General features: G+C 73.6%; 24 protein-coding genes. 10 read left to right on the forward strand and 14 right to left on the reverse strand.

What is annotated here, in order from left to right; all coding sequences use genetic code 11:
- Positions 1-35: 35 nt before the first annotated feature.
- Positions 36-971, reverse strand: a complete 936-nt coding sequence (locus AB0C78_RS36545) for an NAD(P)-dependent oxidoreductase (RefSeq protein ID WP_360757218.1) — start codon at positions 969-971, stop codon at positions 36-38.
- Positions 972-1051: 80 nt separating this feature from the next.
- Here AB0C78_RS36545 and AB0C78_RS36550 point away from each other — a divergent pair, with 80 nt between their 5' ends.
- Complete coding sequence (locus AB0C78_RS36550; RefSeq protein ID WP_360757221.1) at positions 1052-1462, forward strand: MarR family transcriptional regulator; 411 nt, start codon at positions 1052-1054, stop codon at positions 1460-1462.
- Between the two features lie 66 nt (positions 1463-1528).
- Here the strand turns inward: AB0C78_RS36550 and AB0C78_RS36555 are convergent, their stop codons facing one another.
- The 6 genes from AB0C78_RS36555 to AB0C78_RS36580 all read right to left on the reverse strand — a co-directional run bounded on the left by AB0C78_RS36555 (position 1529) and on the right by AB0C78_RS36580 (position 6301).
- On the reverse strand, positions 1529-2428 hold the full coding sequence (locus tag AB0C78_RS36555; protein ID WP_360757223.1) for an MHYT domain-containing protein: 900 nt from the start codon (positions 2426-2428) through the stop codon (positions 1529-1531).
- A gap of 87 nt (positions 2429-2515) precedes the next feature.
- Entirely contained in the window at positions 2516-2914 is a 399-nt protein-coding gene (locus AB0C78_RS36560; protein WP_360757226.1) for an NUDIX domain-containing protein, read from the reverse strand.
- A 10-nt stretch (positions 2915-2924) separates the two neighbouring features.
- Positions 2925-3674 carry an amino acid ABC transporter ATP-binding protein gene (locus tag AB0C78_RS36565; protein ID WP_360757228.1) on the reverse strand — a complete coding sequence of 250 codons (750 nt, stop codon included), beginning with the start codon at positions 3672-3674 and terminating at the stop codon, positions 2925-2927.
- A complete protein-coding gene (locus AB0C78_RS36570) occupies positions 3671-4543 on the reverse strand; it encodes an amino acid ABC transporter permease (protein ID WP_360757231.1) in 873 nt (290 codons plus the stop codon). Before AB0C78_RS36570 ends, AB0C78_RS36565 begins: the two co-directional genes overlap by 4 nt.
- A gap of 7 nt (positions 4544-4550) precedes the next feature.
- Positions 4551-5426: an ABC transporter substrate-binding protein gene (locus tag AB0C78_RS36575; RefSeq protein ID WP_360757234.1), complete on the reverse strand. Its 876-nt coding sequence runs from the start codon at positions 5424-5426 to the stop codon at positions 4551-4553.
- A 32-nt stretch (positions 5427-5458) separates the two neighbouring features.
- Positions 5459-6301 (reverse strand): SAM-dependent chlorinase/fluorinase, encoded by an 843-nt coding sequence (locus AB0C78_RS36580; protein ID WP_360757237.1) that lies wholly within the window; start codon positions 6299-6301, stop codon positions 5459-5461.
- 94 nt (positions 6302-6395) lie between these two features.
- Here AB0C78_RS36580 and AB0C78_RS36585 point away from each other — a divergent pair, with 94 nt between their 5' ends.
- Positions 6396-7304: a LysR substrate-binding domain-containing protein gene (locus AB0C78_RS36585; protein ID WP_360757239.1), complete on the forward strand. Its 909-nt coding sequence runs from the start codon at positions 6396-6398 to the stop codon at positions 7302-7304.
- On the opposite strand, the gene AB0C78_RS36590 is transcribed toward AB0C78_RS36585, so the two are convergent.
- The 3 genes from AB0C78_RS36590 to AB0C78_RS36600 all read right to left on the reverse strand — a co-directional run bounded on the left by AB0C78_RS36590 (position 7301) and on the right by AB0C78_RS36600 (position 11778).
- Entirely contained in the window at positions 7301-8533 is a 1233-nt protein-coding gene (locus AB0C78_RS36590; protein ID WP_360757241.1) for an NAD(P)-binding domain-containing protein, read from the reverse strand. The genes AB0C78_RS36585 and AB0C78_RS36590 overlap by 4 nt on opposite strands.
- A gap of 93 nt (positions 8534-8626) precedes the next feature.
- Positions 8627-9250: a MerR family transcriptional regulator gene (locus tag AB0C78_RS36595; RefSeq protein WP_360757244.1), complete on the reverse strand. Its 624-nt coding sequence runs from the start codon at positions 9248-9250 to the stop codon at positions 8627-8629.
- A 194-nt stretch (positions 9251-9444) separates the two neighbouring features.
- Positions 9445-11778 carry a glycoside hydrolase family 3 C-terminal domain-containing protein gene (locus AB0C78_RS36600; protein WP_360757246.1) on the reverse strand — a complete coding sequence of 778 codons (2334 nt, stop codon included), beginning with the start codon at positions 11776-11778 and terminating at the stop codon, positions 9445-9447.
- Positions 11779-11890: 112 nt separating this feature from the next.
- On the opposite strand from AB0C78_RS36600, the gene AB0C78_RS36605 reads away from it, so the two are divergent.
- The gene (locus AB0C78_RS36605) at positions 11891-12508 is read left to right on the forward strand and encodes a TetR/AcrR family transcriptional regulator (protein WP_360757248.1); all 618 of its coding nucleotides are present in this window, start codon (positions 11891-11893) and stop codon (positions 12506-12508) included.
- Positions 12509-12516: 8 nt separating this feature from the next.
- Here the strand turns inward: AB0C78_RS36605 and AB0C78_RS36610 are convergent, their stop codons facing one another.
- Entirely contained in the window at positions 12517-13230 is a 714-nt protein-coding gene (locus tag AB0C78_RS36610; protein WP_151542539.1) for an IclR family transcriptional regulator, read from the reverse strand.
- Positions 13231-13328: 98 nt separating this feature from the next.
- On the opposite strand from AB0C78_RS36610, the gene leuC reads away from it, so the two are divergent.
- The 4 genes from leuC to AB0C78_RS36630 all read left to right on the forward strand — a co-directional run bounded on the left by leuC (position 13329) and on the right by AB0C78_RS36630 (position 16392).
- A complete protein-coding gene (gene leuC, locus AB0C78_RS36615; RefSeq protein WP_151542538.1) occupies positions 13329-14726 on the forward strand; it encodes a 3-isopropylmalate dehydratase large subunit in 1398 nt (465 codons plus the stop codon).
- A 10-nt stretch (positions 14727-14736) separates the two neighbouring features.
- On the forward strand, positions 14737-15324 hold the full coding sequence (gene leuD / locus AB0C78_RS36620) for a 3-isopropylmalate dehydratase small subunit (protein WP_360757251.1): 588 nt from the start codon (positions 14737-14739) through the stop codon (positions 15322-15324).
- A gap of 397 nt (positions 15325-15721) precedes the next feature.
- Positions 15722-15955: a hypothetical protein gene (locus tag AB0C78_RS36625; protein WP_360757253.1), complete on the forward strand. Its 234-nt coding sequence runs from the start codon at positions 15722-15724 to the stop codon at positions 15953-15955.
- Between the two features lie 158 nt (positions 15956-16113).
- Positions 16114-16392, forward strand: coding sequence for an HU family DNA-binding protein (locus tag AB0C78_RS36630; protein ID WP_151542535.1), 279 nt, complete (start codon positions 16114-16116; stop codon positions 16390-16392).
- A 65-nt stretch (positions 16393-16457) separates the two neighbouring features.
- Here AB0C78_RS36630 and AB0C78_RS36635 read toward each other — a convergent pair whose 3' ends face one another.
- Together AB0C78_RS36635 and cofC are read right to left on the reverse strand one after the other, a co-directional pair.
- Positions 16458-16664: a hypothetical protein gene (locus tag AB0C78_RS36635; protein WP_360757256.1), complete on the reverse strand. Its 207-nt coding sequence runs from the start codon at positions 16662-16664 to the stop codon at positions 16458-16460.
- Between the two features lie 9 nt (positions 16665-16673).
- Positions 16674-17360, reverse strand: a complete 687-nt coding sequence (gene cofC, locus AB0C78_RS36640; RefSeq protein WP_360757258.1) for a 2-phospho-L-lactate guanylyltransferase — start codon at positions 17358-17360, stop codon at positions 16674-16676.
- Positions 17361-17445: 85 nt separating this feature from the next.
- Here cofC and AB0C78_RS36645 point away from each other — a divergent pair, with 85 nt between their 5' ends.
- The 3 genes from AB0C78_RS36645 (at position 17446) to AB0C78_RS36655 (ending at position 20590) form a co-directional block, all read left to right on the forward strand.
- Positions 17446-18366: a 1-acyl-sn-glycerol-3-phosphate acyltransferase gene (locus AB0C78_RS36645; RefSeq protein ID WP_360757261.1), complete on the forward strand. Its 921-nt coding sequence runs from the start codon at positions 17446-17448 to the stop codon at positions 18364-18366.
- Between the two features lie 17 nt (positions 18367-18383).
- Positions 18384-19373: an NAD(P)H-dependent glycerol-3-phosphate dehydrogenase gene (locus tag AB0C78_RS36650; RefSeq protein ID WP_360757302.1), complete on the forward strand. Its 990-nt coding sequence runs from the start codon at positions 18384-18386 to the stop codon at positions 19371-19373.
- A gap of 92 nt (positions 19374-19465) precedes the next feature.
- Positions 19466-20590: a D-alanine--D-alanine ligase family protein gene (locus AB0C78_RS36655; protein WP_151542531.1), complete on the forward strand. Its 1125-nt coding sequence runs from the start codon at positions 19466-19468 to the stop codon at positions 20588-20590.
- 18 nt (positions 20591-20608) lie between these two features.
- On the opposite strand, the gene AB0C78_RS36660 is transcribed toward AB0C78_RS36655, so the two are convergent.
- Complete coding sequence (locus AB0C78_RS36660) at positions 20609-22510, reverse strand: beta-propeller domain-containing protein (protein WP_360757264.1); 1902 nt, start codon at positions 22508-22510, stop codon at positions 20609-20611.
- Positions 22511-22607 lie beyond the last annotated feature (97 nt).

Here is a 22607-nt window from a genome sequence, read left to right on the forward strand (position 1 = left end):
CGGCGCCGAAACGTTAGGCAGGATCCTGTTCGCCGTCAACGATGCGGCGAACTTTCTGTGCGGCCGCACAGCCAGGCTACGTAGTCCGCCACCGCGCCGTCGATGCCGTGCGCCGGCGTGAAGCCGGTGTCGGCGTGCAGGCGGGTGACGTCTAGGCGGTAGTCCTCGTCCGGGCTCTCCGGCGAACGGCCCTTTGCCATCTCGATCGGCGCTCCTGGGACGGCCTTCCCGATCGCCGCCGCGGCCTCCGCGTTCGTCGTGACGCGTCCGGACCCGACGTTGTAGATGGCGTGGTGAAGCGTCCCGGCCGTCTGGAGGAGAGCGATCGCGCGCCCGCAGTCCGGTGCGTAGAGCGCGTCGATGCCGTCGCCCGCGTACACCTTCTTCGCGTACGGCTCGCCCCGCACCGCCGCGTTGACCAGGCCGGGGATCGCGAAGAACGGCGAGTCGGCGCGTCCACCCGGGCCCCAGACCGCGCCGATCCGCAGGCACACGGCCTCGAAGTCCGCGTGCCCCGCGACGGCGGACGCCAGCGCCTCCGCGCTCCGCTTGAACGCGGGAATCGGGTGCGGCACGCCCGGCGGCAGCGGCGCGTCCTCGCGGAACGGGGTGCCGCGCACGCCGGCGTAGACGCCGATCGTGCTGGCGACGCAGACCCGGTGGACGCCCCAAGCGCGCGCGGCCTCGAACGCGTTGAGCAGGCCGGAGGTGTTGGCCCGCATCTCCGCCACCACGTCGGCGCCGTGCAGCGGTGTGCTCGCCAGATGGACGATGCCGGTGATGGCGTACCGGTCGCCGAGCGCGAGGAACGCGTCCCGGTCGGTCATGTCGAGCCGCTCCGCGACGGCGCCGTCCGGGACGTCGCGCGGCGCGGCGGAGTGCCGGGTGAGCAGGCACGACTCGCCGAGGCCGAGCAGCGCCCGGGCGACGTGCGCGCCGATGAATCCGAGCCCGCCGGTCACGAGGATCATGGGCCGCTCCTTTCGTTAGCGTGCTAATGGAACGCTAGCGGCGGGATCGCTAGCATGCAAACGATTACTAGGATCGGGGCATGGACGACCTGCTCCGGCTCTCCACCCGCGCCCACAAGCTGCTGCGCGCGGCCTCCGACGAGGCGATGAGCGAGCACGGCGTCCGCGTCGGGCAGAACCTGCTGCTGGAGGTGCTCTGGCAGGAGGACGGGCTGACCCCCGGCGAGCTGGCGAACCGGCTCGCCCTCACCACCCCGACCGTCGTCAACACCGCGACCCGGATGGAGGCCGCGGGCCTGGTCACCCGGCGGCGCGACCCGTCCGACGCCCGGCTCGTCCGGCTCTACCTGACCGAGCGCGGCCGCCGGGCGGAGGAGCCGATCCGGGAGGCGCGGCGGCGGCTGGAGGAGCGCGCCACCGCCACCCTCACCGGCGCCGAGCGCCGGCACCTGCGCAGCGCGCTCGAGAAGATCATCGCCGAGCTGTCCTGAGCCGCGGCGCGCGTCCGCGGCACGGGCTCAGCGGCCGTCGAGCCACTCGACGCCCGCGGCGCGCGCTCAGCGGCCGTCGAACCAGTCGCCCGGGGCCCGCGTGCGGGACGCCTCCGGCGCGCCGGGTGCCGCGGGCGCGCCGGGTGTCGCGGGCGCGCCGGGTGTCGCGGGCGCGCCGGGCGTCGCGGCCTCCGCCTGCCGCGCGGCGATGCGCTGCTGGAACTCCGCGTCGGCCCGGATCTCGTCCTCGCTCGGCGCCATCGCGATGATGATCAGCAGCGTGATCGACACCACCGCGATGCCGCCGATCAGCGGGATCAGGAAGTCGGACGCGGTGGCGCCGCTCGGGGCGGGCATGCCCGGGTCCATGGTGATCCGCATGGCCGCCATGCCGGTGTAGTGCATGCCGGTCACCGCGACGCCCATGATGAGCGCGGCCCCGCACGTCGCCCACAGGCCCTTCACGCGCACGCAGAACCACAGCGCGGCGGTGGCCGCGACGACGGCGATGACCACCGACAGCGCGACCAGGGCCGGCTGGTACCCGATGTCGCCGGACATGTTCATCGCGGCCATCCCGGAGTAGTGCATGCTCACCACGCCGATCCCCATGACCAGGCCGCCGGTGACGATCACGCCGGGGCCGGTCCCGCCGAAACCGAGGATGAACAGCCCGACCGCGACGACCACCACGGCGGTGAGGCAGCTCAGCAGCGTGACCGGCACGTTGTAGCGGATCGGCATGCCCGAGACGCTGAAACCCAGCATCGCGATGAAGTGCATCACCCAGATCCCGGTGCCCCCGATCGCCAGCGCGGCGAGCGACAGCCAGGACGCGCGCGACCGCCCGGTGGACGCGCGGGCGCGGGTCATGCACAGGAGTCCGAGGAAGGAGCCGACGAACGACATCACGTACGCGGAGACGGGCGTGAGCGGCCCGTAGGAGAAATGGTGCACGTGCGCCATGCGGTTCCCCGGAAAGTGAAGAGATCTCGGATCCAGGGGCATCCTAACCGGGTCTATCCGGCAAATTGGTGTAATCCGGAAGGACGCTCAGTGAAGCAGGCCGTGGGCCAATGCCAGGTCGAGCGCCGACCGGGCCGCCGGGGCGAGCAGGTGCCGGTCGGACGCGTCGAGGTAGAAGTACTCGTCGACCTCGCCGGACGCCGCGACCGCGCCGTGGCAGGACGCGGTGAAGCACGCCATCCGCGCGTGCGTGTAGTCCGGCTGGTCGTGCGCCGGCGCGCGGACCACGCCCAGCTCCCGGAACGACGCCCGGTCCAGCTCGACGCCCAGCTCCTCCCGGACCTCCCGGGACAGCGCCGCCCAGTCGTCCTCGCCCGGCTCGCGCTTGCCGCCGGGCAGGTACAGCAGGTCGCGGCCCCGCGACCGGACGGCCAGCAGCCGCCCGTCCACCACCCGCACCCACGCCACCACGTCGAGATCGGCCACGGCGCCCAGCCTAGAGCCGGCGGGATTCGAGGACGCGGCGGAGGAACTCGCGGGTGCGCGGCTCGGCCGGGTCCTCGAAGATCTGCGCGGCGGGGCCGCGCTCCAGCAGCACGCCGTCGGACAGGAAGCAGACCGTGTCGGCGATGTCGCGGGCGAACCCCATCTCGTGCGTCGCGAGGATCATCGTCATCCCGGACTCCTTCAGCTCCCGGATGATCCCCATCACCTCGGTGACCAGCTCCGGGTCCAGCGCGGACGTCACCTCGTCCAGCAGCAGCAGGCTCGGCCGCGTCGCCATCGCCCGGATGATCGCGACGCGCTGCTGCTGCCCGCCCGACAGCCGGTCCGGGTACTCGCCCGCCTTGTCGGCGAGCCCGAACCGCTTCAGCAGCTCGCGCGCCTGCTCGGCGGCCTCCGCCTTCGGCCGCTTGTGGACGCGGACCGGCGCGAGCGTGATGTTGTCCAGCACCGACATGTGCGGGAACAGGTTGTAGGACTGGAACACCATCCCGATCCGCTTGCGGACCTCGTCGGGGTCGGCGTCCGGGTCGGTGATGTCGTCGCCCTCCAGGAAGATCGCGCCGTCGTCCACCGTCTCCAGCACGTTCACGCAGCGCAGCAGCGTCGACTTGCCCGACCCGGACGCGCCGATGAGGCAGACGACCTCGTGCGGCGCGACGTCCAGGTCCACGCCGCGCAGCACCGGATGCGCGTGGTAGGTCTTCCAGACGCCTTCGACGCGCAGCAGCGGGCCGCTCATGTGCCGCCTCCGGGGGCGCGGCGGCGCTCGGCGCGCGCCGCGAGGTGGTCGGTGAACCTGGCCATCGGCACCGTCAGCGCGACGAACAGCACCGCCGTGGCCAGGTAGGGCGTGTAGTTGAAGTTCGTCGCCGAGTGGATCTGCGCCTGCCGCAGCGCCTCCAGCGGGCCGAGCACCGCCACCAGCGCGGTGTCCTTCTGCAGCGAGGCGAAGTCGTTCAGCAGCGGCGGGACGACCCGGCGCACCGCCTGCGGCAGCACCACGAACCGCAGGCTCTGCGCCTTGCTGAGCCCGAGCGACCGGGCCGCCGCGCGCTGGCTCGGATGGATCGAGTCGATACCCGCGCGGAACACCTCCGCGACGTACGCACCGTACGACAGCACGAGCGCGAACCCGCCGAGCACCGCCGGGCTGTCCGGGATGCCCTGCAGCCGGAGCGCGGGCAGCCCGAACCCGACCAGGTACACCAGCAGGATCGTCGGGATGCCGCGGAACACGTCGGTGTAGGCGACGGCCAGGGCCCGCAGCGGGAAGAACAGCGGGTTGCGCAGCCCGCGCGCGAGCGCCACCAGCAGGCCGAGCACCAGGATCACCGGCTCGGCGATCAGGAAGATCCGCACGTTCAGCCAGAAGCCGCGCAGCACGTCCGGGAACGCGTTCGTGAACTCGCCCCAGTTGAAGAACGTCTCGTGCACGCGCGGCCAGCCCGGCGACGTCACCACCACGGCGACGACGACCGCGGCGCACAGCACGGTCGACGCGGCGGCGACCGAGCCGGACCGGACGCCGGCGCGCCGGCGGCGCCGCTCCCGGTCCAGCTGGCGCTCGCTCTTGACCCAGGCGGCCTCGCCGCCCGCCCGCACGGTCATCGCGGGGTCACTTCAGGACGGGCGCGCCGGCCGACGAGGTCAGCCATTGCTGCTGGATCTTGGCCAGCTCACCGGACGACTTCAGCTGCCCGATCGCCTGGTTCAGGCAGCCCACGAGCTTGCTGCCCTTCTCCATCAGCAGCCCGAAGTGCTCGGTGCTGCCGCCCTCGGTCTGCGGCAGCTGGCCGACGATCTTCGAGCCGTCGATCTGCGCGGCGGTGACGTAGAACGCGGTCGGCAGGTCCACCAGCAGCAGGTCGACCTGCTTGTTCTTCAGCGCGTTGACGGCGTCGATCTGGGTGTTGAAGATCTTCGGCTGGCTGTCCGGCTTGATCTGGTTCTGCACCGCCTGCAGCGCGGTCGTGCCGACCTGGACGGCGATGCGGGCCTTCTTCAGGTCCGCGATGCTCGCCGCGTTCGCGAACTTGCCGTTCTTGAGCGCGACGACGCCCTGCTGCACGTCGTAGTAGCCGTCGCTGAACGTCACCGCCTTCTCGCGGGCGGGGGTGGCCGAGATCTGGTTGATGTCGAAGTCGAAGTTCTTCGGGCCGGGCGCGTAGGACGACTCGAACGACTGCGTCGTCCAGGTGACCTGGTCCTTGGTGAAGCCGAGCTTGCCGGCGACCGCGTAGGCGACGGCGCTCTCGAAGCCCTGCCCGTTGGACGGGGCGTCGTCCTTGAACCAGGGCTCGAACGCCGGCTTGTCGGTCGCGACGGTGAGCTTGCCTGGCGTCTTCAGCGGCAGCGTGTCCTTGGTGCAGGAGGCGGGGCTCTTGCTCGCCGAGGCGTCGGAGCCGTCGTCGTCCTGCGGGGCGCAGGCGGTGACGGCGAGGGTGAGCGCGGCGACGCCGGTCAGGGCGGCCACGAGGGGGCGGCGGGTCACGGGGGTGCCTCCAGCGGTGCGGTGTTGCGTGATCAAGAATGCGGGGTGGTGCGCCCGGTGGCGCGGAGGGCGACGGTGCGCGCGCCGGCCAGACCGAGGACGTCCGCGGCGCGGCCCTGGTTGACGCCGAGCCCGAGCCAGCCCGAGGAGTCGATCCACAGCAGCGGCTCGCCGGGGGCGACGCTGCCGAAGGTCCGCTCGAACGGGACGCGGGCGGTGCGGGACGTCCCGTCTGGAACGCTCCATTCGATGTCGAGCGGGGTGCCCGGCTCCAGCGCGCCGAACGCGGCGGCGAGGTCGTCGCGCTCCGCGCCCAGCACCAGGCTGCCGAACCGGTCGGTGTACAGCACGGGAACGGTCAGCTCGCCGTCGCCGATGACCGGCGCCGGAAGGTCCAGCGGCAGCGGCTCGACCGGCGCGCCGAGGCCGGTGACGTCCACGCCCGCCGCGATGTGCGCGGCGGCGGGGGAGAAGATGTCCCGCCCGTGGAACGACGTCGAGACCTCCGGCAGCCGGTACGCCGGGTTCTCCAGCGCGTGCGCCCGGACGATTCCGCCCAGCGCCTCAGCCGCCGGCACCAGCAGCCCGTTGTCCGGGCCGACCAGCACGTCGCCGCGCCCGGTCTCGACCGCCACCGGGCGGCGCGGCGTCCCGACCCCCGGATCGACGATGCCGAGGTGCACGCCCACCGGCAGGTACGGCAGCGCCTGCCGCAGCAGCATCGCGCCCTCCACCACGTCGAACGGGGTGATCTCGTCGCTGAGCACCAGCACGTTCGCATCGGGCGCGATCGTGTACACGACGCCGGCGCAGATCGAGGTGTAGGCGGCCCCGAAGTCCGTGGCGATGCTGACGAACGGGCGGCTTCCGGACATGGGCGACCTCGGTGGGACCTGCGGGGATGCGGAGAGGAGAGAGCAGCAGCCTACCAAGCCGATCTCATGACCGAACCGGCGCTAACCTCCGGGGATGCGCGCCGAATCGCTCGACCCGCTGCTGCTGCGGACCTTCGTCGCCGTCGCCGACCTCGGCTCGTTCACCGCGGCCGCCGCGGCGGGCGGCTACACCCAGTCGGCGGTGTCCCGCCAGATCGCCGCGCTGGAGGACGCCTGCGGCGTCGAGCTGTTCGCGCGCGGCGCCCGCGGCGTGCGGCCGACGCCCGCCGGCGAGCACCTCCTCCCGCACGCCCGCGCCCTGCTCGACCGGCTCGCCGACACCGTCCAGGCCATGGAGGGGCTGCGCCGCCTCGACACCGGGACGCTGCGGCTCGGCGCGTTCCCCACCGCGAACGCGGCGCTGGTCCCGCGCGCGCTCGCCCGGTTCCGCGCCCGGCACCCCGGCGTGCGCCCCACGCTGCGCGAGGGGACCACCGACCGGCTGCTGGCGATGCTGGACGGCGGCGACGTCGACCTCGCCGTCGTCAGCACCCACACCGTCCCCGCGCTGCCCGCCGGCGACCTCGTCCCGCTGCTGGACGACGCGCTGCTCGTCGCGCTGCCGTCCGGGCACCCGCTCGCCGCCCGCCGCCGCGTCCCGCTGGACGCCCTGGCCGGCGACGCGTGGATCGTCGCCGACGCCCCCGAGGCCGTCGCGGCGCTGCGCGCCCGCTGCGAGGCCGCCGGGTTCGAGCCGCGCACCCCGCTGCGCGTCGCCGAATGGATCTCCAAGCTCGGCCTGGTCGCGGGCGGGTTCGGCGTCACCCTCGTGCCCGCGCTCGCGGCGGCAGCGGCGGCGCGCCCCGACGTCGTGCTGCGGCCGCTCGCCCCCGAGCAGCCCACCCGCGCCGTCCGCGCCGCCGTCGGGCGGCACGCCCGCAGGTCCCCGGCTGTCACCGCGTTCCTGGACGACCTGCGGGCCGTCGCCGCCGAGTTGAGTTAGGGGATCGCGGCGACCACCTCGACCTCCAGCAGCGCGTCCGGGTGGAACAGCCGGGCGACCTCGACGGTCGTGCTGGTGGGCGCGGTGCCGGGGAAGAACCGCCGCCGGACGGCCCCGTACTCGGCGACGCGGCCCAGATCGGTGACGAACGTCCGGACGTTGACGACGTCCGCGAACCCGGCCCCGTGCGCGGCGAGGATCCGCTCCAGCATGGAGAAGATCACTTCGGACTGCCGGGCCATGTCGCCGGGCGCGTCGACCTTCCCGTCCTCGGTGAGCGCGATCTGCCCCGACACGTACAGCATCGGCCCGGCCGTCACCTGCGCCGTGTGCGAGTAGAAGGGGTTCGGCGGCGGCGGGACGGTCGCGGGATTGCCGAGCGTGACGCGCATACGGGAGTCCTTTCGTACGTGGTCTGCGAGTGCGATGAGGTCGTGCGGGCCGAGGTCGTCGGCGAGCGCGGCGGACGCGTGTGCGCGCGCGGCGGCGAGGACGCCCCCTGCGGGCGCGCCTGGAACGTCGAGCGCGAGACCGAGGTCCTTGGCGGCGAGCGCGACCGTGAAACGCGGCTCCGCATCGGGGACCGCGTCCCGCAGCCGGCGCGCCTGCGCGCTCGTGCGGGACAGCACGTCCAGCACGAGGTCGCGGTCGAGGCCGAGCCTGTCGGCGAGCGCCAGCGCCTCGCCGAGCACGGCGAAGTTCGCGACGAGCATCCCGTTCGCGACGAGCTTCAGCGCGGCGCCGGACCCGGGCGGGCCCACGTGCCGGACGCGTCCGAACGCCCCGAGCGCGTCGGCGCACCGGGCGAGGTCGTCGCCGGTGCCGCCCGCCAGCACCTCCAGCTCGCCCGCCTCCGCCTGCGGGATGCTGCCGACCACGGGCGCGTCGACGTACCCGACGCCGTCCGGCAGCCGGTCGCGGACGCGGCGCGCGGCGTCCGGGCCGATCGTCGACGCGTCCGCGACCACGGCTCCGGGCTCCAGCGCCGCCGCGGCGCCGTCCCGGCCGAACAGCACGTCCTCGACGGCGGCTGCGTCGGTGAGCATGGTGATGACGAGGTCGCGGCCTGCGGCGGCCTGTGCGGGCGACGCCGCGAGCGCCGCGCCCGGTTCCGCGGGGACCTTGCCCGCGGTGCGGTTCCACACCGCCACGTCGTGGCCCGCCGCGATCAGCCGCCGGGCCATCGGGACGCCCATGCGTCCCAGTCCGAGAAATGCGATTCGTGTCATGGTGCGACCGACGCTAGGCGCCGCCGAGCCATGCCACCAGCGCAGATTTCGCAGACCGGCCATGCGCGGCTCGCATGGCTTGAGGTCCGGGCGTCAGCCGAAGCGGCGGGCCGAGGCGTCCTCCTGGGCCAGCCGGTGCAGTGCCGTCAGGACCTGCTCGTACAGCACGGTGGACACGAGCAGGGTGTGCACGGTCCGCGCGCGCGGCGCGCCGTCGGCCACCCGGCCGATCTCGTGGGCGGCGACCTCCGTGGCGGCCTTCACGTAGGGGCGCAGGTCGGTGAGGGTGATCGGGAAGCCGAGCCGGCGCAGCGCGACGAAGGTGTGCGCCAGCAGGTCGCGGGCGGGGGAGCGGTCGCCGACCGTCCAGCCGAGCTCGCGGACGAGCGCGTCGACGTCCTGCCGCGCGGCGCGCCAGTGCGGGTCGTGCGGCGCGGCGACGTGCGGGCCGATGGCGTACTGCGCGGTGCCGAACAGCTCGTGCAGGCTGACCCGCTCGTCCTCGATCGCCTCGACGATCCGCTGGATCGCCGCGACAGGCAGGTCGCCGACCTCGCGCAGCGCGCTGATCAGCCGCAGCCGCTCCAGGTGCCGGTGATCGTACTCCGCGCGGGTCGCGCTCACCGCCGAGCCCTTCGGGAGGAGGCCCTCCCGGATGTAGAACTTGATCGTCTGGACCGTCAGGCCGCTGCGATCGCTGAGCTCGGAGATCTGCACCGCGCACCTCCTTGTCCGGAGGACAAACGCTATCCAGCGCGTGCGGGCCGATACCGGCACTCGTCAAAGGTGGCCCGAGATGCGGTGCTTTGTCTGACCTGCCCGGACCCCGCCGGACGGTCGCGCGCCGCGCCGGGCCGTGCCGGGCCGTGCCGGGCGCCCCCGAACGGCCCGGCGCGGCCCGGTCCCGGGCGTCAGGTGGTCAGCCGCAGATCGGCGATCGACCGCCCGGCACGCACCGCGCACCCGCCGGGCAGCCGCTCGTCCAGCGGGACCCGGACGGTCACCCGCTCGCCCGCCGCGGCCTCCGCGACCGCGAACCCGGCCAGCCGGAGCGGCAGCGCGCCCGACGAGGCGTAGCACTGCACGACCTCGCGGCCCGGACGGTCCCCGGTGTTGCGGACGGTCACCTCCGCCGTCCCGCCCGACACCGTCAGCGACTCGTACTCCCAGTCCGTGTACCCCAGGCCGTGCCCGAACGGGTACGCGACCTGCTCGGGCGCGTAGTGCAGGTAGCCGATCGCGGCGCCCTCCGCGTACGGCAGCGACCCGTCCTCGCCGGGGACCGGCGATAGGATCCCGTCCTCCGACACAGGGAACGTCGTCGGCAGCCGCCCGCCCGGCTCGGCCGCGCCGGTGAGGACGTCGGCGATCGCGTCGCCGCCCTCCTGGCCCGGCAGCCACGCCCACAGCACCGCCGCGACCTCGTCCCGCCACGGCATCAGCACGGGCGCGCCCGCGTTCACCACCACGACCGTGCGCGGGTTCGCGGCGGCGACGGCCGAGACCAGCTCGTCCTGGCGGCCGGGCAGCGCGAGCGTCGTCCGGTCGAAGCCCTCGCTCTCCACGTCGTCGTTGGTGCCGACGATCACGACCGCGACGTCGGCGGCGTGGGCGGCCTCGACCGCCGCCGCCAGCTCCTCGTCCTCGGGCAGGTGCGGCTCGTGGTGGCCGATGCCGAACGCGGTCAGGAACGACCCCGGCCGGTAGGCGCGCCGCAGCTCCACCGGGACCGCCCGTCCGGCGGCGAGTTCCACCTCGACGCGGTGCTCCGGCGGGCGCATCATCGCCTCGACCGGGTCGCCGCCGTCCAGGGCCAGGTTCACCGTCGCCGTGGTGTCCGCGACCCGCACGTCGTACTCGCCGACGCCCGCGACCGCGAACGTGTGCACGCCGTCCGCCGCAGGCGTCACCCGCGCGCGCACGACGATCTGCGCCGTCCCCTCCGGCACGCCCTCGAAGAACATGAACCGGGCCGCCTCGCGGTGCTCGGAGTCGAGGATGGCGCCGTCCGCGTCGATGAACTCCAGCCGCACCCCGGGCTCGCCCGTCTCCGGGTCCGTGGTCATGTCCAGCGGCAGCGCCGCCAGCCGCTCGTGCGGGTACACGCCCGCGTGCACGGTCAGCTCGGTGTCCGCGCCGAGCGCGCGCCGCAGACCGTCCACCGGCGACACGACGTGCTCGGGGTTCACGTGCGCGCTGCCGCCGCCCTGCGCGCTGAACCGCACCGCGTTCGGGCCGATCAGCGCCAGCCTGCGCGGCACGTTCAGCGGGAGCGCGCCGCCCTCGTTGCGGAGCAGCACGCACGCCCGCGCCGCGAGCGCGCGCAGCTGGGCGGGCGCGTCGGCGGGCGTCGTCACCGGCGCCGGCTCGGGGAACCCCTCCAGCGCGCCGACCCGCGCGGCCAGCCGCAGGATCCGCAGCACCTTGTCGTCGACCAGGTCCTCGGCGACCTCGCCGTCCCGGACGGCCGCGACGAGCTTGTCCCGCCACGCGTTGCCGGGCATCCCCGGCATCTCCAGGTCCATGCCCGCGTTGGCGCTCGCCGCGGTCGACCGGATCGCCGTCCAGTCCGACATCAGCACGCCGTCGAACCCCCAGCGCTCCTTCAGCACACCGGTCAGCAGCGCGTGGTTCTCCGTCATCGTCGTGCCGTTCACCCGGTTGTAGGCGGCCATCACCGCCCAGGCGCCCGCCTTCACCGCGTCCTCGAAGGGGCGCATGTACACCGCGTCCAGGGTCGCGTCGTCGATCCGGGCGTCGTACGACATCCGGGCGGTCTCGGAGTCGTTGCCGACGAAGTGCTTCACGGTCGCCGCGACCCCGGCCGACTGCACGCCCGCCACGAACCCGACGCCGATCCGGGCGGTGAGCAGCGGGTCCTCGGAGTAGTTCTCGAAATGCCGGCCGCCGAGCGGGGTCCGGTGCAGGTTGATCGTCGGCGCGAGCTGGACGTGCACGCCCTTGTCCCTGGCCTGGGCGCCGTTCAGCCGGCCCACCCGCTCGGCCAGGTCCGGGTCCCACGTCGCGGCCAGCGCCGTCGGGCTCGGGAACAGCAGGCTCGTGCTGCGCTCGTCCCACGCGGTGCCGCGGATGCCGCTCGGGCCGTCCGACAGCACCACCTTCCGCAGCCCGATCCCCGGGATCGGCCGCAGTGACCAGAAGTCGGCCCCGCTCAGCAGGTGGACCTTCTCCTCGAGCGTCAGCTGTGCGAGCCGCTTGCGCAGGCGGGACTCGTCGACGGACATCGAACCTCCTCCAGGACGTCTCCGGACGCCGCCCACCCTATTTCCCGATACCGAGTACTCGGTAGGTTTGTTACTTGTACGTTATCTTCGGTTCTGCGTAGAGTGAGGTGCCGTGAGGACCAGCACGGATCGGCGGCGCGGCTACGCCTCGGGCGACGCCCGGCGCGAGCGCATCCTGCACATCGCGACCCAGGAGTTCGCCGAACACGGCTACCGCGGCACCTCGCTGGCCCGCGTCGCCGAACGCGCCGGGCTGTCCCAGCCCGGCCTGCTCCACCATTTCCGCACCAAGGAGCAGCTGCTCGTCGCCGTCCTCGAACTGCGCGACCAGCGCGACATGGAGCGGTTCTTCGCCGACGAGGCGGCCGGCGGCCTCGACCTGCTGACGGCCCTGGTCAGGGTCGTCGAGCACAACAGCCGCACGCCGGAGCTCGTCCGGCTCTTCGTGGTGCTGACGAGCGAGGCCGTCACCGCCGACCACCCCGCCCAGGACTGGGCCCGCGCCCGCTACGAGCGCCTGCGCGCCTGGGTCGCCGACGCCCTCCGTCGCGCCGCCGGGACGGGCGAGGTGCGCCCCGGCCTCGACGCCGACGCCACCGCCGCCCGCATCATCGCCCTCATGGACGGCCTGCAGACCCAGTGGCTCCTCGACCCGGACGCCATCGACATGCCCGCCCTCTTCAGGGCCCACATAGACGAACTCCTGGCGAGCCTCCGCCCCAGAGCCTGAACCTCCGGTCAGCTCCGGCGCATGCCCTCGCTGATCTTCTCGGCGGCGGCGACGACGGGGGCGGCGTGCAGGCGGCCGGGGGAGCGGGTGAGGCGTTCGAGGGGGCCGGAGACGGAGACGGCGGCGATGACGCGGCCGCCGGCGCCGCGGATCGGGGCGGAGACGGAGCCGACGCCCTGCTCGCGCTCGCCGACGGACTGCGCCCAGCCGCGGCGGCGGACGGAGGCGAGGGTGGTCGCCTCGAACTTGGCGCCGCGCAGGCCGCGGTGCATCCGGTCGGGCTCCTCCCAGGCCAGCAGGATCTGGGCGGCGGACCCGGCGCTCATCGGCAGGGCGGCGCCGACGGGGATGGTGTCGCGCAGGCCGCTGGTGCGCTCGGCGGCGGCGACGCAGACGCGGACGTCGCCCTGGCGGCGGAACAGGGAGGCGCTCTCGCCGGTGTGGTCGCGGAGCTGGGCGAGGACGGGCTGCGCGATGGCGAGCAGGCGGTCCTCGCCGGCGGCGACGGCGAGCTCGGCGAGCCGCGGGCCGAGGATGAACCGGCCCTGGGTGTCGCGGTGGACGAGGCGGTGGTGCTCCAGCGCGACGGCGAGCCGGTGGGCCGTGGGGCGGGCGAGGCCGGTGGTCTGCACGAGCTGCGCGAGCGAGGCGGGACCGGCTTCGAGCGCGTTCAGCACGAGAACCGCTTTGTCAAGTACGCCGACTCCGCTAGAGTTGTCCATGTCTTGATATTGCCGTCTCGTAATTTGAGATGCAAATCAGGCGACCGGACCGCGGCGCGACGGCGCGCCGCACGATCATGACAGGTGAGGTGGGTGTGATGGGCCGTACATTGGCCGAGAAGGTGTACGACGCGCACGTCGTACGGCGTGCCGAGGGTGAGCCCGACCTCCTCTACATCGACCTGCACCTGGTCCACGAGGTCACCAGCCCCCAGGCGTTCGACGGGCTGCGGATGGCCGGCCGCCAGGTGCGCCGCCCCGACCTGACGATCGCCACCGAGGACCACAACGTCCCGACCACGGACCTGCTCAAGCCGATCGCCGACCCGGTGTCGCGCACCCAGGTCGAGACGCTCCGCAAGAACTGCTCCGACTTCGGCGTCCGGCTGCACCCGATGGGCGACGACGGCCAGGGCATCGTGCACGTCATCGGCCCGCAGCTCGGCCTGACCCAGCCCGGCATGACCGTGGTCTGCGGCGACTCGCACACCTCCACGCACGGCGCGTTCGGCGCGCTCGCGTTCGGCATCGGCACCAGCGAGGTCGAGCACGTCCTCGCCACGCAGACGCTGCCGCAGATCCAGCCGAAGACGATGGCCGTCACCGTGAACGGCGCGCTGCCCGAGGGCGTCACCGCCAAGGACCTGATCCTCGCGATCATCGCGAAGATCGGCACCGGCGGTGGCCAGGGCCACATCATCGAGTACCGCGGCGAGGCCGTCCGGTCGCTGTCGATGGAGGGCCGCATGACGGTCTGCAACATGTCCATCGAGGCCGGCGCCCGCGCCGGGATGATCGCCCCGGACGAGACCACGTTCGCCTACCTCAAGGGCCGCCCCAACGCCCCGCAGGGCGAGGACTGGGACAAGGCCGTCGAGTACTGGACGTCCCTGCGCACCGACGACGACGCGGTCTTCGACAAGGAGGTCGTGATCGACGCGGCCGAGCTGACCCCGTTCGTCACCTGGGGCACCAACCCCGGCCAGGGCCTGCCGCTCGCCGAGTCCGTGCCGGACCCCGCGTCCATCGACGACCCCGTCAAGCGGCAGAACGCCGAGCGGGCCCTGGAGTACATGGGCCTCACCGCCGGCACCCCGCTGCGCGACATCAAGGTCGACACCGTCTTCGTCGGCTCCTGCACCAACGGCCGCATCGAGGACCTGCGCGCCGTCGCGGGCGTGCTGGAGGGACGCAAGGTCGCCGACGGCGTCCGCATGCTGGTCGTCCCCGGCTCCATGAAGGTCAAGCAGCAGGCCGAGCAGGAGGGCCTCGACAAGGTCATCTCCGCCTCCGGCGCCGAATGGCGCGAGGCCGGCTGCTCGATGTGCCTGGCGATGAACCCCGACAAGCTCACCCCGGGCGAGCGCAGCGCCTCCACGTCCAACCGCAACTTCGAGGGCCGGCAGGGCCCCGGCGGCCGCACCCACCTGGTGTCGCCCGCCGTCGCCGCCGCCACCGCCGTCACCGGCCGCCTGGCCGCCCCCGCCGACCTCTAAGGAACCGAGCATGGAAGCCTTCACCACCTACACCGGGCGCGCCGTCCCGCTGCGGCGCAGCAACGTCGACACCGACCAGATCATCCCGGCCGTCTGGCTCAAGCAGGTCAGCCGCACCGGGTTCGACAAGGGCCTGTTCTCCGCCTGGCGCGAGGACCCGGACTTCGTGCTGAACCAGCCGCAGTACGAGGGCGCCGGCATCCTCGTCGCCGGCCCTGACTTCGGCACCGGCTCGTCCCGCGAGCACGCCGTCTGGGCCCTGCAGCAGTACGGGTTCCGCGTCGTGATCGCGCCGCGCTTCGGCGACATCTTCCGCAACAACTCCACCAAGATGGGGCTGCTGCCGGTCGTCCTGACCGACGCGCAGGTCGAGGCCCTGCAGAGCGCCGCCGAGAAGGACCCCGCCCTGGAGATCACCGTCGACCTCGAGAAGCGCGAAGTCCGCTGGGGCGCCGACACCGCGTCCTTCGAGATCGACGACTACACCCGCTGGCGGCTCATGGAGGGCCTGGACGACATCGGCCTGACCCTCCGCCACGGCGACGCCATCAACGACTACGAAGCCGCCCGCCCCGCCTGGCTCCCGGTCACTGTGTAATCCCAGGGGGACGACCCCCCTGGAACCCCCGTCACGACGGACAGGCTGTTTCCCCGCTCCGCTAGCGCTCCGCGGCGAAACAGCCTGTCCGTCGTCGGGCATGCCCGCTGCGCTCGCTGCACTCGCTCCGCGTGCCCGCCCGTGAGCAAGCTGAGCTTCACTCTGTCGGGGCTGGGCTTCACTCTGCCGGGGTCGGGCTTCACTCTGCCGGGGTCGGGCTTCAGACCTCCGGGTTGGCTTCGAGCCGCGGCTGGGGTTCGAGCTGCCGGGGTGCGGCTTTGGATTCGGCTGGGGGCGGGTTCTCGGGGTTGGCGGACCCCGGGGGGTGGGGTCGCGTAGCCTCGCGCGGGAGAATTCCTCGCAGGGGACGAGGACGCCCGAGCAATGGGGGGCTTTTGTGAACGCCGTGCCGTGGAGCGGACCGCAGTGGGACGACCCGGCGCTGACCCGGCTCGCCCGGCAGCTGCGCGACGCGCACCGGGCCGTGGCGCCGCTGCCGCCGCAGACCCGGCAGCGGCTCATCCGCCACCTCCTGGCGATCACCGATCTGGCGAAAAGGGACTCCGACCTCGCCGCCCGCAGGCTGGAGGCGTTCCTGGCCGATTTCCACGAGGCGCCCGACGTCCGTTAGCGTGCGCAGTGGCCGGATCCGGTCCGGTCACCCGGCGAGACGGGGGCGAGGCCGACAAAAACGCCAGCGACACGGCAACTCTTGCGTGCAGGTGATTGTGTCCATGCTGAGGGTCCCTTAGTTTCGTTCGGGCAAGGGGGGAACTAGAGGAGTAACCCATGAACAAGCGTGAGCTGGTCGACGCCATCTCTGACCGGCTGGGCAGCAAGAAGGCCGCAGCCGAGGCCGTCGACGCGATCCTGGAGGCGATCCAATCCGCCGTCGCCAAGGGCGACAAGGTGGCGATCACCGGGTTCGGTTCGTTCGAGAAGGCCGACCGGCCTGCCCGTACGGCCCGCAACCCCGCAACGGGCAAGACCATCGAGGTTCCCGCGACGTCCGTGCCGAAGTTCAAGGCCGGCGCGGACTTCAAGAACCTGGTGGCCGGCAAGAAGTAGCCTCGCGCGGCAGCGCCCGGGACCGTGAACGAACGGTCCCGGGCGCTGCCGCGTTCACGGCCCTGTCAGGTTCCCGGCAGCGGGAACGTCGACAGCGTCACCACCGCGACCCGGTCGCCGTCCATCGCCAGGTTCACCCGCTGCCCGAAGCGCAGCAGCCGCAGGCCCCCCGCCGCGAACGCGTCCGCGTCGAACGGCAGCTCCGTCCCGTCGTCCAGCAGCACGCTCCCCGTCCGCGCGGCCGCGTCGAAGTCCTTCACCGTCCCCTGCATGCGCGAACCCTATCCCCGGCCGTGCCCGGCGGACGGCGCGAAATCGGGGAGCAGCGCGGCGACGGCCGCGGTGCGGGGGCCGGTGCCGAGCGCCAGCGCGGCGCGCAGGTCGTCGGGGGTGTCGACGTCGCGGCGGACGCTGTCGATGCCCGGCAGCAGCAGCTCGCGGGCGCCGCGCGCGCGGTGCGCGGTGCGGGAGTCGCCGCCGAACGCGGGGGAGAAGGGCACGCCGGGACGCGCCGTGTAGAGGGTGGTGCCGACGCCCGCCGCGTCCGGGACGAACGCCTCGGGCGCCCGCGCCGCCGCGTCGAGGACCGCGGCCAGTTCGTCCGGCCGCAGAGCGGGCAGATCGGCGGAAAGCGCGCCGACGCCCGCGTCGGGTGCGAGGTCGCGGCCGCGTCCCGCCCCGTGGATCAGGGCCGGGTTCAGCCCGGCGTCGGGCTCGTCCGGGACGATCCGGGCGCCGAGCGCGGCGAGCTCCGCGGCCGGGACGGGATCGTCGGTGACCACTATCACATCGCGGACGCGGGAGCAGCGCAGCGCCGCCGCGACGGTGTCGGCGGCGACCGCCAGGGCGAGCGCCTCGCGGTGCGGCCCCGCCGCCGCGGACATGCGGGTCTTGGCCCTGGCCAGCACCTTGACCGGCACGACGAGCGACCACTCGGGATGAGGCGCGCTGGGCGCTGGGGTAGACATGGCAACTCGACACTATGCGCAGACAACCGCGACACTTGAGGACACCCCGCGTTCACGCCGGGTACGGATGGAGGAGGGACGGATCATGGGCCACGGGTACTCGCCTGGCTGGCGCAAGCTCACGATCGTCGTCCTGCGGCCCCTGCTGTTCGGGCTGCTGAGACGGGACTGGCGCGGCCGGGGCAACGTGCCCAGCACGGGCGGTGTGATCATCGCCGCCAACCACATCTCCGAGTCCGACCCCCTCGCCCTCGCGCACTTCGTCTACGAGGCCGGCCGCTACCCCGTCTACCTCGCCAAGGCCGCGCTGTTCAGCACGCCGGTCGTCGGGGCCGCGATGCGCGGCACCGGCCAGATCCCGGTGCACCGCGACCGCGCCGACGCCGCGCTGGCCCTCAAGGACGCCGAGAAGGCGCTGGTGGACGGCGAGTGCCTGATGTTCTACCCGGAGGGCAGCTGCACCCGCGACCCCGAGCTGTGGCCGATGACCGGCCAGACGGGCGTGGCGCGGATGGCGCTGACGACGGGCGCGAAGGTCGTCCCGGTCGCGACGTGGGGCGCGCACGAGCTGCTGCCGTACAAGAAGGCCGAGCAGCGCGGGCTCGCCGGGAGCCTGAAGAAGGGGTTCCACCCGTTCCCGCGCAAGACGATGAAGGTGATCGCGGGCCCGCCGATCGACCTGTCGAAGTACGAGGGGCTGCCGCTCACCAAGGAGACGCTGCGCGCGGCCACCGACGAGATCATGGACGTGATCTCCGAGCTGCTCGGCGAGCTGCGCGGCGAGCGCCCCCCGGCGGAGCGCTACGACCACCACCGGGTGCTGGAGGAGCGGCGCCGCGCCGCCGAGCCCGCCGGACCCGCGGAGGCCGTGGAGGCCGCCGAGGCGGGCGGGGTGCCCGGCCCGGCCGAGCCGCCGGACGGCGCCGAGGGCACGGGCGCCGCCGCGGACGCGGGCGCCGCCGGGAAGACCGACGCCACCGAGAAGAGCAAGGCGGGTGACTCGTGACCTACCGCACCGCGGTGATGGGAGCCGGCTCCTGGGGGACCACGTTCGCCAAGCTGCTGCACGACGCGGGCGGCGAGGTCACCCTGTGGGGCCGCCGGCCCGAGCTCGTCGAGACGATCAACGAGCGGCACGAGAACGCCGACTACCTGCCGGGCGTCGCGCTGCCCGCGGGGATCCGGGCGACCCTCGACCCCGCCGAGGCCCTGGACGGCGCCGACTTCGTGGCGCTGGCCGTCCCGGCGCAGAGCCTGCGCGGCAACCTCGCGAGCTGGGTGCCGCTGCTGCCGTCCGGCGCCGTCCTGGTCAGCCTGATGAAGGGCGTGGAGCTCGGCACGACCCGGCGGATGTCGGAGGTGATCCGGGAGGTCGCCGACGTCCCGGAGGAGCGGGTCGCGGTGTTCAGCGGGCCGAACGTGGCGCGGGAGATCGCGACCGGCGAGCCGAGCGCCGCGGTCGCCGCGTGCGTGGACGAGCAGGCCGCGGTGGGGCTGCAGGCCGCCACCATGACCCCCTACTTCCGCGTCTACACCTCGACGGACGTGATCGGCGTGGAACTGGGCGGCGCGATCAAGAACGTCGTCGCGCTGTGCGTCGGGATGTCGGTCGGGCTCGGGTTCGGGTCCAACACCCAGGCGGTGCTGATGACCCGCGGGCTCGCCGAGATCACCCGGCTCGGGATCGCGCTCGGCGCCGACGAGCACACCTTCGCCGGGCTCGCCGGGATGGGCGACCTCACCGCGTCCTGCATGTCGCCGCTCGCGCGGAACCGGACGTTCGGCGAGAACCTCGGCCGCGGGATGACGCTGGAGCAGGTCGTCGCCGTCACCAAGCAGACCGCCGAGGGCGTGAAGTCCTCGGAGGCGGTGCTGGAGCTGGCCCGCAAGCACAACGTGGAGATGCCGATCACCGAGGCGGTCGTCTCGGTGCTGTACCACGGCACGCCGATCACGGAGGCGGCGATCTCGCTGATCTCCCGTTCACCGAAGCCGGAACGGTACGGAGTGTGACCCGTGGACGACGCGACGTCGCGTCCGGTGCCCGGGGCGCGCCCGGATCGTTCGTGGCCGCACCGTACTGATCACCGGTAGGGTCGGGAATCATGTCCCAGGTTTCCAAGATTCGCGTGGCCGTGGTGTTCGGCGGGCGCAGCTCCGAGCACGCGATCTCCTGCGTCACCGCGGGCGCCGTCATGGCCGCGATCGACCGGGACCGCTACGACGTGCTGCCGATCGGCATCGCCCGCGACGGCCGCTGGGTGCTCGCGCCCGAGGACCAGCGGCTCGCGATCGAGGACGGCCGGCTGCCCGAGGTGTCCGGCGGCGGCAGCGCCCTCGCGCTGCCGTTCGACCCGGACAGCCGCGGGCTGATGGTCGTCGAGCCGGGGAAGGTCCCCGCCACGCTCGGCGAGGTCGACGTCGTGCTGCCGCTGCTGCACGGGCCGTACGGCGAGGACGGCACCATCCAGGGGCTGCTCGACCTCGCGGGCGTCCGGTACGTCGGCGCCGGGGTGCTGGCCAGCGCGGTCGGCATGGACAAGGGGTTCATGAAGCTCGTCTGGCAGGCGCGCGGGCTGCCGGTCGGCCCGTACGTGCTGATCGGCGACCGGGAGTGGCGCCGCGAGCGCAAGCGCAAGCTCGACGAGGTCAAGGAGCAGCTGGGGCTCGCCGCCGGGCGGGCGGTGTTCGTCAAGCCGGCCCGCGCCGGGTCCAGCATGGGCATCACCCGGGTCGCCGACGAGGCGGACCTGGAGGCCGCGGTCGAGACGGCCCGCGAGCACGACCCGAAGGTGATCGTGGAGGCGGCGATCGAGGGCCGCGAGATCGAGTGCGGCGTGCTGCAGGGCCTGGACGACGGCCCGCCGGAGGCGAGCCTGCCCGCCGAGGTGCAGATGGCCGGCGACCACGACTTCTACGACTTCGAGACCAAGTACCTCGACGGCGGCACCCGGATGGCGATCCCGCCGGACCTGCCCGCGGAGGCGATCGAGGAGGTCCGGGCGATCGCGGGGCAGGCGTTCGAGGCGCTGGACTGCGAGGGCCTCGCCCGGGTCGACTTCTTCCACACCCCGGACGGCCGCTGGATCCTCAACGAGATCAACACGATGCCGGGGTTCACGCCGGCGTCGGCGTTCCCGCAGATGTGGGCCGCGACGGGGCTGGACTACCCGTCGCTCGTCGACCGGCTGATCCAGACCGCGCTGCGGCGCTCCACCGGGCTCCGCTGACCCCGCGGCCGGGCGCCGTCACGCCCCGGTGAAGGGGATCCAGGCGCCGCCGCGCAGGGCGGTGGCGCCGGTCGCGTCGGTCGCGCGTGCGCCGTCGTCGGAGAACGTCCACAGCGTGTTCCCGACCATGACGGACCGGGTGACGGCGCCGCCGAGCGCGCCGGCGGGGTGGCGGATCGTCCCGGCCTCGCGTATCCCGGTCCCGTCGATCTTCAGGGCGAGCGCCTCGCCGGGCCCGCCGTCCCGGGACGTCACCGGGACGACCGCGAGCCCGGACGGCGCCCAGTACAGGAACGCGTGCGGCTCGAACTCGCTCGCGGACGTCGCGCCGGGCAGCCGGTGGACGCCGACGCGGCGCGGCGTGCCGGCGACGTCGAACAGCGAGACCTGGAGGCCTTCGGGACGTCCCGCGCTCGTGGCGTCCTGGCCGATGCCGAGGAGCCGCCCGTCCGCCAGGGGATGCAGGTACGCCGAGTAGCCGCTGATCTTCAGCGTGCCGGTGACGCGCGGACGGCTCGGATCCTTCAGATCGATCGCGTACAGCGGGTCGATCTGCCGGAACGTGACGGCGTAGGCCATCGTCCCGAGGAACCGGACGGCGTACAGCCGCTCGCCCTTGCCGAGGCCGCCGACGCGGCCGACCGGGTCGAGGCGCGCGCCGTGCTGGGCGAGGACGACCACCGAGCTCTGCGACCCGGACCCGTCCGGCTTCGTGCCCGCGGAGGTGGTCGCGAGGCGCAGGTCGCCGCCGTACTCCGACAGCGAGTACTGGTCGGGGAGCCGGCCCGGCACCGCGCCCGAGGCGACGTACCGGGGGCGCGCGCCGCCCCTGACGTCGAACTTGTACACGTCCGTGGACTCCTGGAACGGCGCCGCCGAACGCGTGCCGGGCAGGGGCCCTGGCGGAGCGCCCGTCACGTAGAGGCTGGACCCGTTGCCGTAGACGGTGGTGCCGTCGGCGGCGACCGCGATGGGGGACGGGTCGCCGAGCCCGCGCGCGAGGTCGACCGTGAGGACGGTCAGCATCGACGTGCCGGTGTACGAGGCGGGGCGGCTGACCTGGTCGCACGGCGTCCGGAACGTCCGTGCCGGGCCGCCGCCGGCGTTCACCGTGAAGGCGGGCAGCCACGCGTCGAGCGGCGCCTTCCGCACCCTCTCCTGGTTGCGGCGGACGGCGTCGTCGTGGGAACCCGCCGGGTCCTTCGGCATCGGGAAGTCGATGTCGGGCGTGGAGCGGACCACGACCCGCGCCACCGACCCGGTCTGCCGGGCGTCGACGTACCCGGTGCCGGACGTCATCGTTCCGACGATCTTCGGGGTTCCGGCCAGGTCGACCAGCGTGAGGTCGGTCTGCGGGGAGAGTGCGCCACCGGGCACGATGCCGGGCTCCGCGCCGCGCAGCAGGGGGCGGATCGGCAGCCGCTCGGACAGGACGAGCACGCGGTCGCCGCTGAGCAGGAGCTGCGCGTTGCCCGTCCACGCGGTCTTGGCGGGCGGGTTCACGGTGTGCACGACCTTGCGGGACGCCGCGTCGAGGACCTGGAGGCGGCCGCGGGCGAGCGCGACGATCCGGCGGCCGTCGGTCTTGACGGTGTCGGGCTCGTCGGCGCCGGGTTCGTGGGAGTTGGTGGCGGAATGCTGCGGGGCGGCCAGCTGGGCGTTCCGCGTCGTCCCGTCCGGTACGGCGCCTTCCGCCTTCGGCAGCGCGCCTCCGCGCATCAGCGGGACGGCGTCGCCCAGCCCGTAGGGGCCGACGCGCGCGGCGGTCGCCTCGCGCAGGCCGTCCAGGAGCGGGCCGCAGCCGTCGTAGGCCACGAGCCGCACGGGGGAGTCGTTCCGGTGGGCGGGGGAACCGGGGGAGCCGGCGCATCCGGCCAGCAGCGCCGCCGCCGCGACCGGTGCGATCGTGCGAGCACGCATTGGCCTTGGACGCGGGCGCGGCCGTCCCGGTTCCCGGTGATGGCGGTTTGACGTGTCCTTCGCGGCGGTGAAATCCGGCCGAAACGCGTCCGGGACA

The sequence above is a fragment of the Actinomadura sp. NPDC048394 genome, assembly GCF_040651755.1.
GTDB classification, from domain to species: Bacteria; Actinomycetota; Actinomycetes; order Streptosporangiales; family Streptosporangiaceae; genus Spirillospora; species Spirillospora montaniterrae.

Excerpts from the sequence above, each read along its gene's own strand:
- AB0C78_RS36545 (WP_360757218.1), bottom strand. The coding sequence starts at position 971 with ATGATCCTCGTGACCGGCGGGCTCGGATTCATCGGCGCGCACGTCGCC.
- AB0C78_RS36550 (WP_360757221.1), top strand. The coding sequence starts at position 1,052 with ATGGACGACCTGCTCCGGCTCTCCACCCGCGCCCACAAGCTGCTGCGC.
- AB0C78_RS36555 (WP_360757223.1), bottom strand. The coding sequence starts at position 2,428 with ATGGCGCACGTGCACCATTTCTCCTACGGGCCGCTCACGCCCGTCTCC.
- AB0C78_RS36565 (WP_360757228.1), bottom strand. The coding sequence starts at position 3,674 with ATGAGCGGCCCGCTGCTGCGCGTCGAAGGCGTCTGGAAGACCTACCAC.
- AB0C78_RS36570 (WP_360757231.1), bottom strand. The coding sequence starts at position 4,543 with ATGACCGTGCGGGCGGGCGGCGAGGCCGCCTGGGTCAAGAGCGAGCGC.
- AB0C78_RS36580 (WP_360757237.1), bottom strand. The coding sequence starts at position 6,301 with ATGTCCGGAAGCCGCCCGTTCGTCAGCATCGCCACGGACTTCGGGGCC.
- AB0C78_RS36585 (WP_360757239.1), top strand. The coding sequence starts at position 6,396 with ATGCGCGCCGAATCGCTCGACCCGCTGCTGCTGCGGACCTTCGTCGCC.
- AB0C78_RS36590 (WP_360757241.1), bottom strand. The coding sequence starts at position 8,533 with ATGACACGAATCGCATTTCTCGGACTGGGACGCATGGGCGTCCCGATG.
- AB0C78_RS36600 (WP_360757246.1), bottom strand. The coding sequence starts at position 11,778 with ATGTCCGTCGACGAGTCCCGCCTGCGCAAGCGGCTCGCACAGCTGACG.
- AB0C78_RS36610 (WP_151542539.1), bottom strand. The coding sequence starts at position 13,230 with ATGGACAACTCTAGCGGAGTCGGCGTACTTGACAAAGCGGTTCTCGTG.
- leuC (WP_151542538.1), top strand. The coding sequence starts at position 13,329 with ATGGGCCGTACATTGGCCGAGAAGGTGTACGACGCGCACGTCGTACGG.
- leuD (WP_360757251.1), top strand. The coding sequence starts at position 14,737 with ATGGAAGCCTTCACCACCTACACCGGGCGCGCCGTCCCGCTGCGGCGC.
- AB0C78_RS36630 (WP_151542535.1), top strand. The coding sequence starts at position 16,114 with ATGAACAAGCGTGAGCTGGTCGACGCCATCTCTGACCGGCTGGGCAGC.
- AB0C78_RS36635 (WP_360757256.1), bottom strand. The coding sequence starts at position 16,664 with ATGCAGGGGACGGTGAAGGACTTCGACGCGGCCGCGCGGACGGGGAGC.
- cofC (WP_360757258.1), bottom strand. The coding sequence starts at position 17,360 with ATGTCTACCCCAGCGCCCAGCGCGCCTCATCCCGAGTGGTCGCTCGTC.
- AB0C78_RS36645 (WP_360757261.1), top strand. The coding sequence starts at position 17,446 with ATGGGCCACGGGTACTCGCCTGGCTGGCGCAAGCTCACGATCGTCGTC.
- AB0C78_RS36650 (WP_360757302.1), top strand. The coding sequence starts at position 18,384 with ATGGGAGCCGGCTCCTGGGGGACCACGTTCGCCAAGCTGCTGCACGAC.
- AB0C78_RS36655 (WP_151542531.1), top strand. The coding sequence starts at position 19,466 with ATGTCCCAGGTTTCCAAGATTCGCGTGGCCGTGGTGTTCGGCGGGCGC.
- AB0C78_RS36660 (WP_360757264.1), bottom strand. The coding sequence starts at position 22,510 with ATGCGTGCTCGCACGATCGCACCGGTCGCGGCGGCGGCGCTGCTGGCC.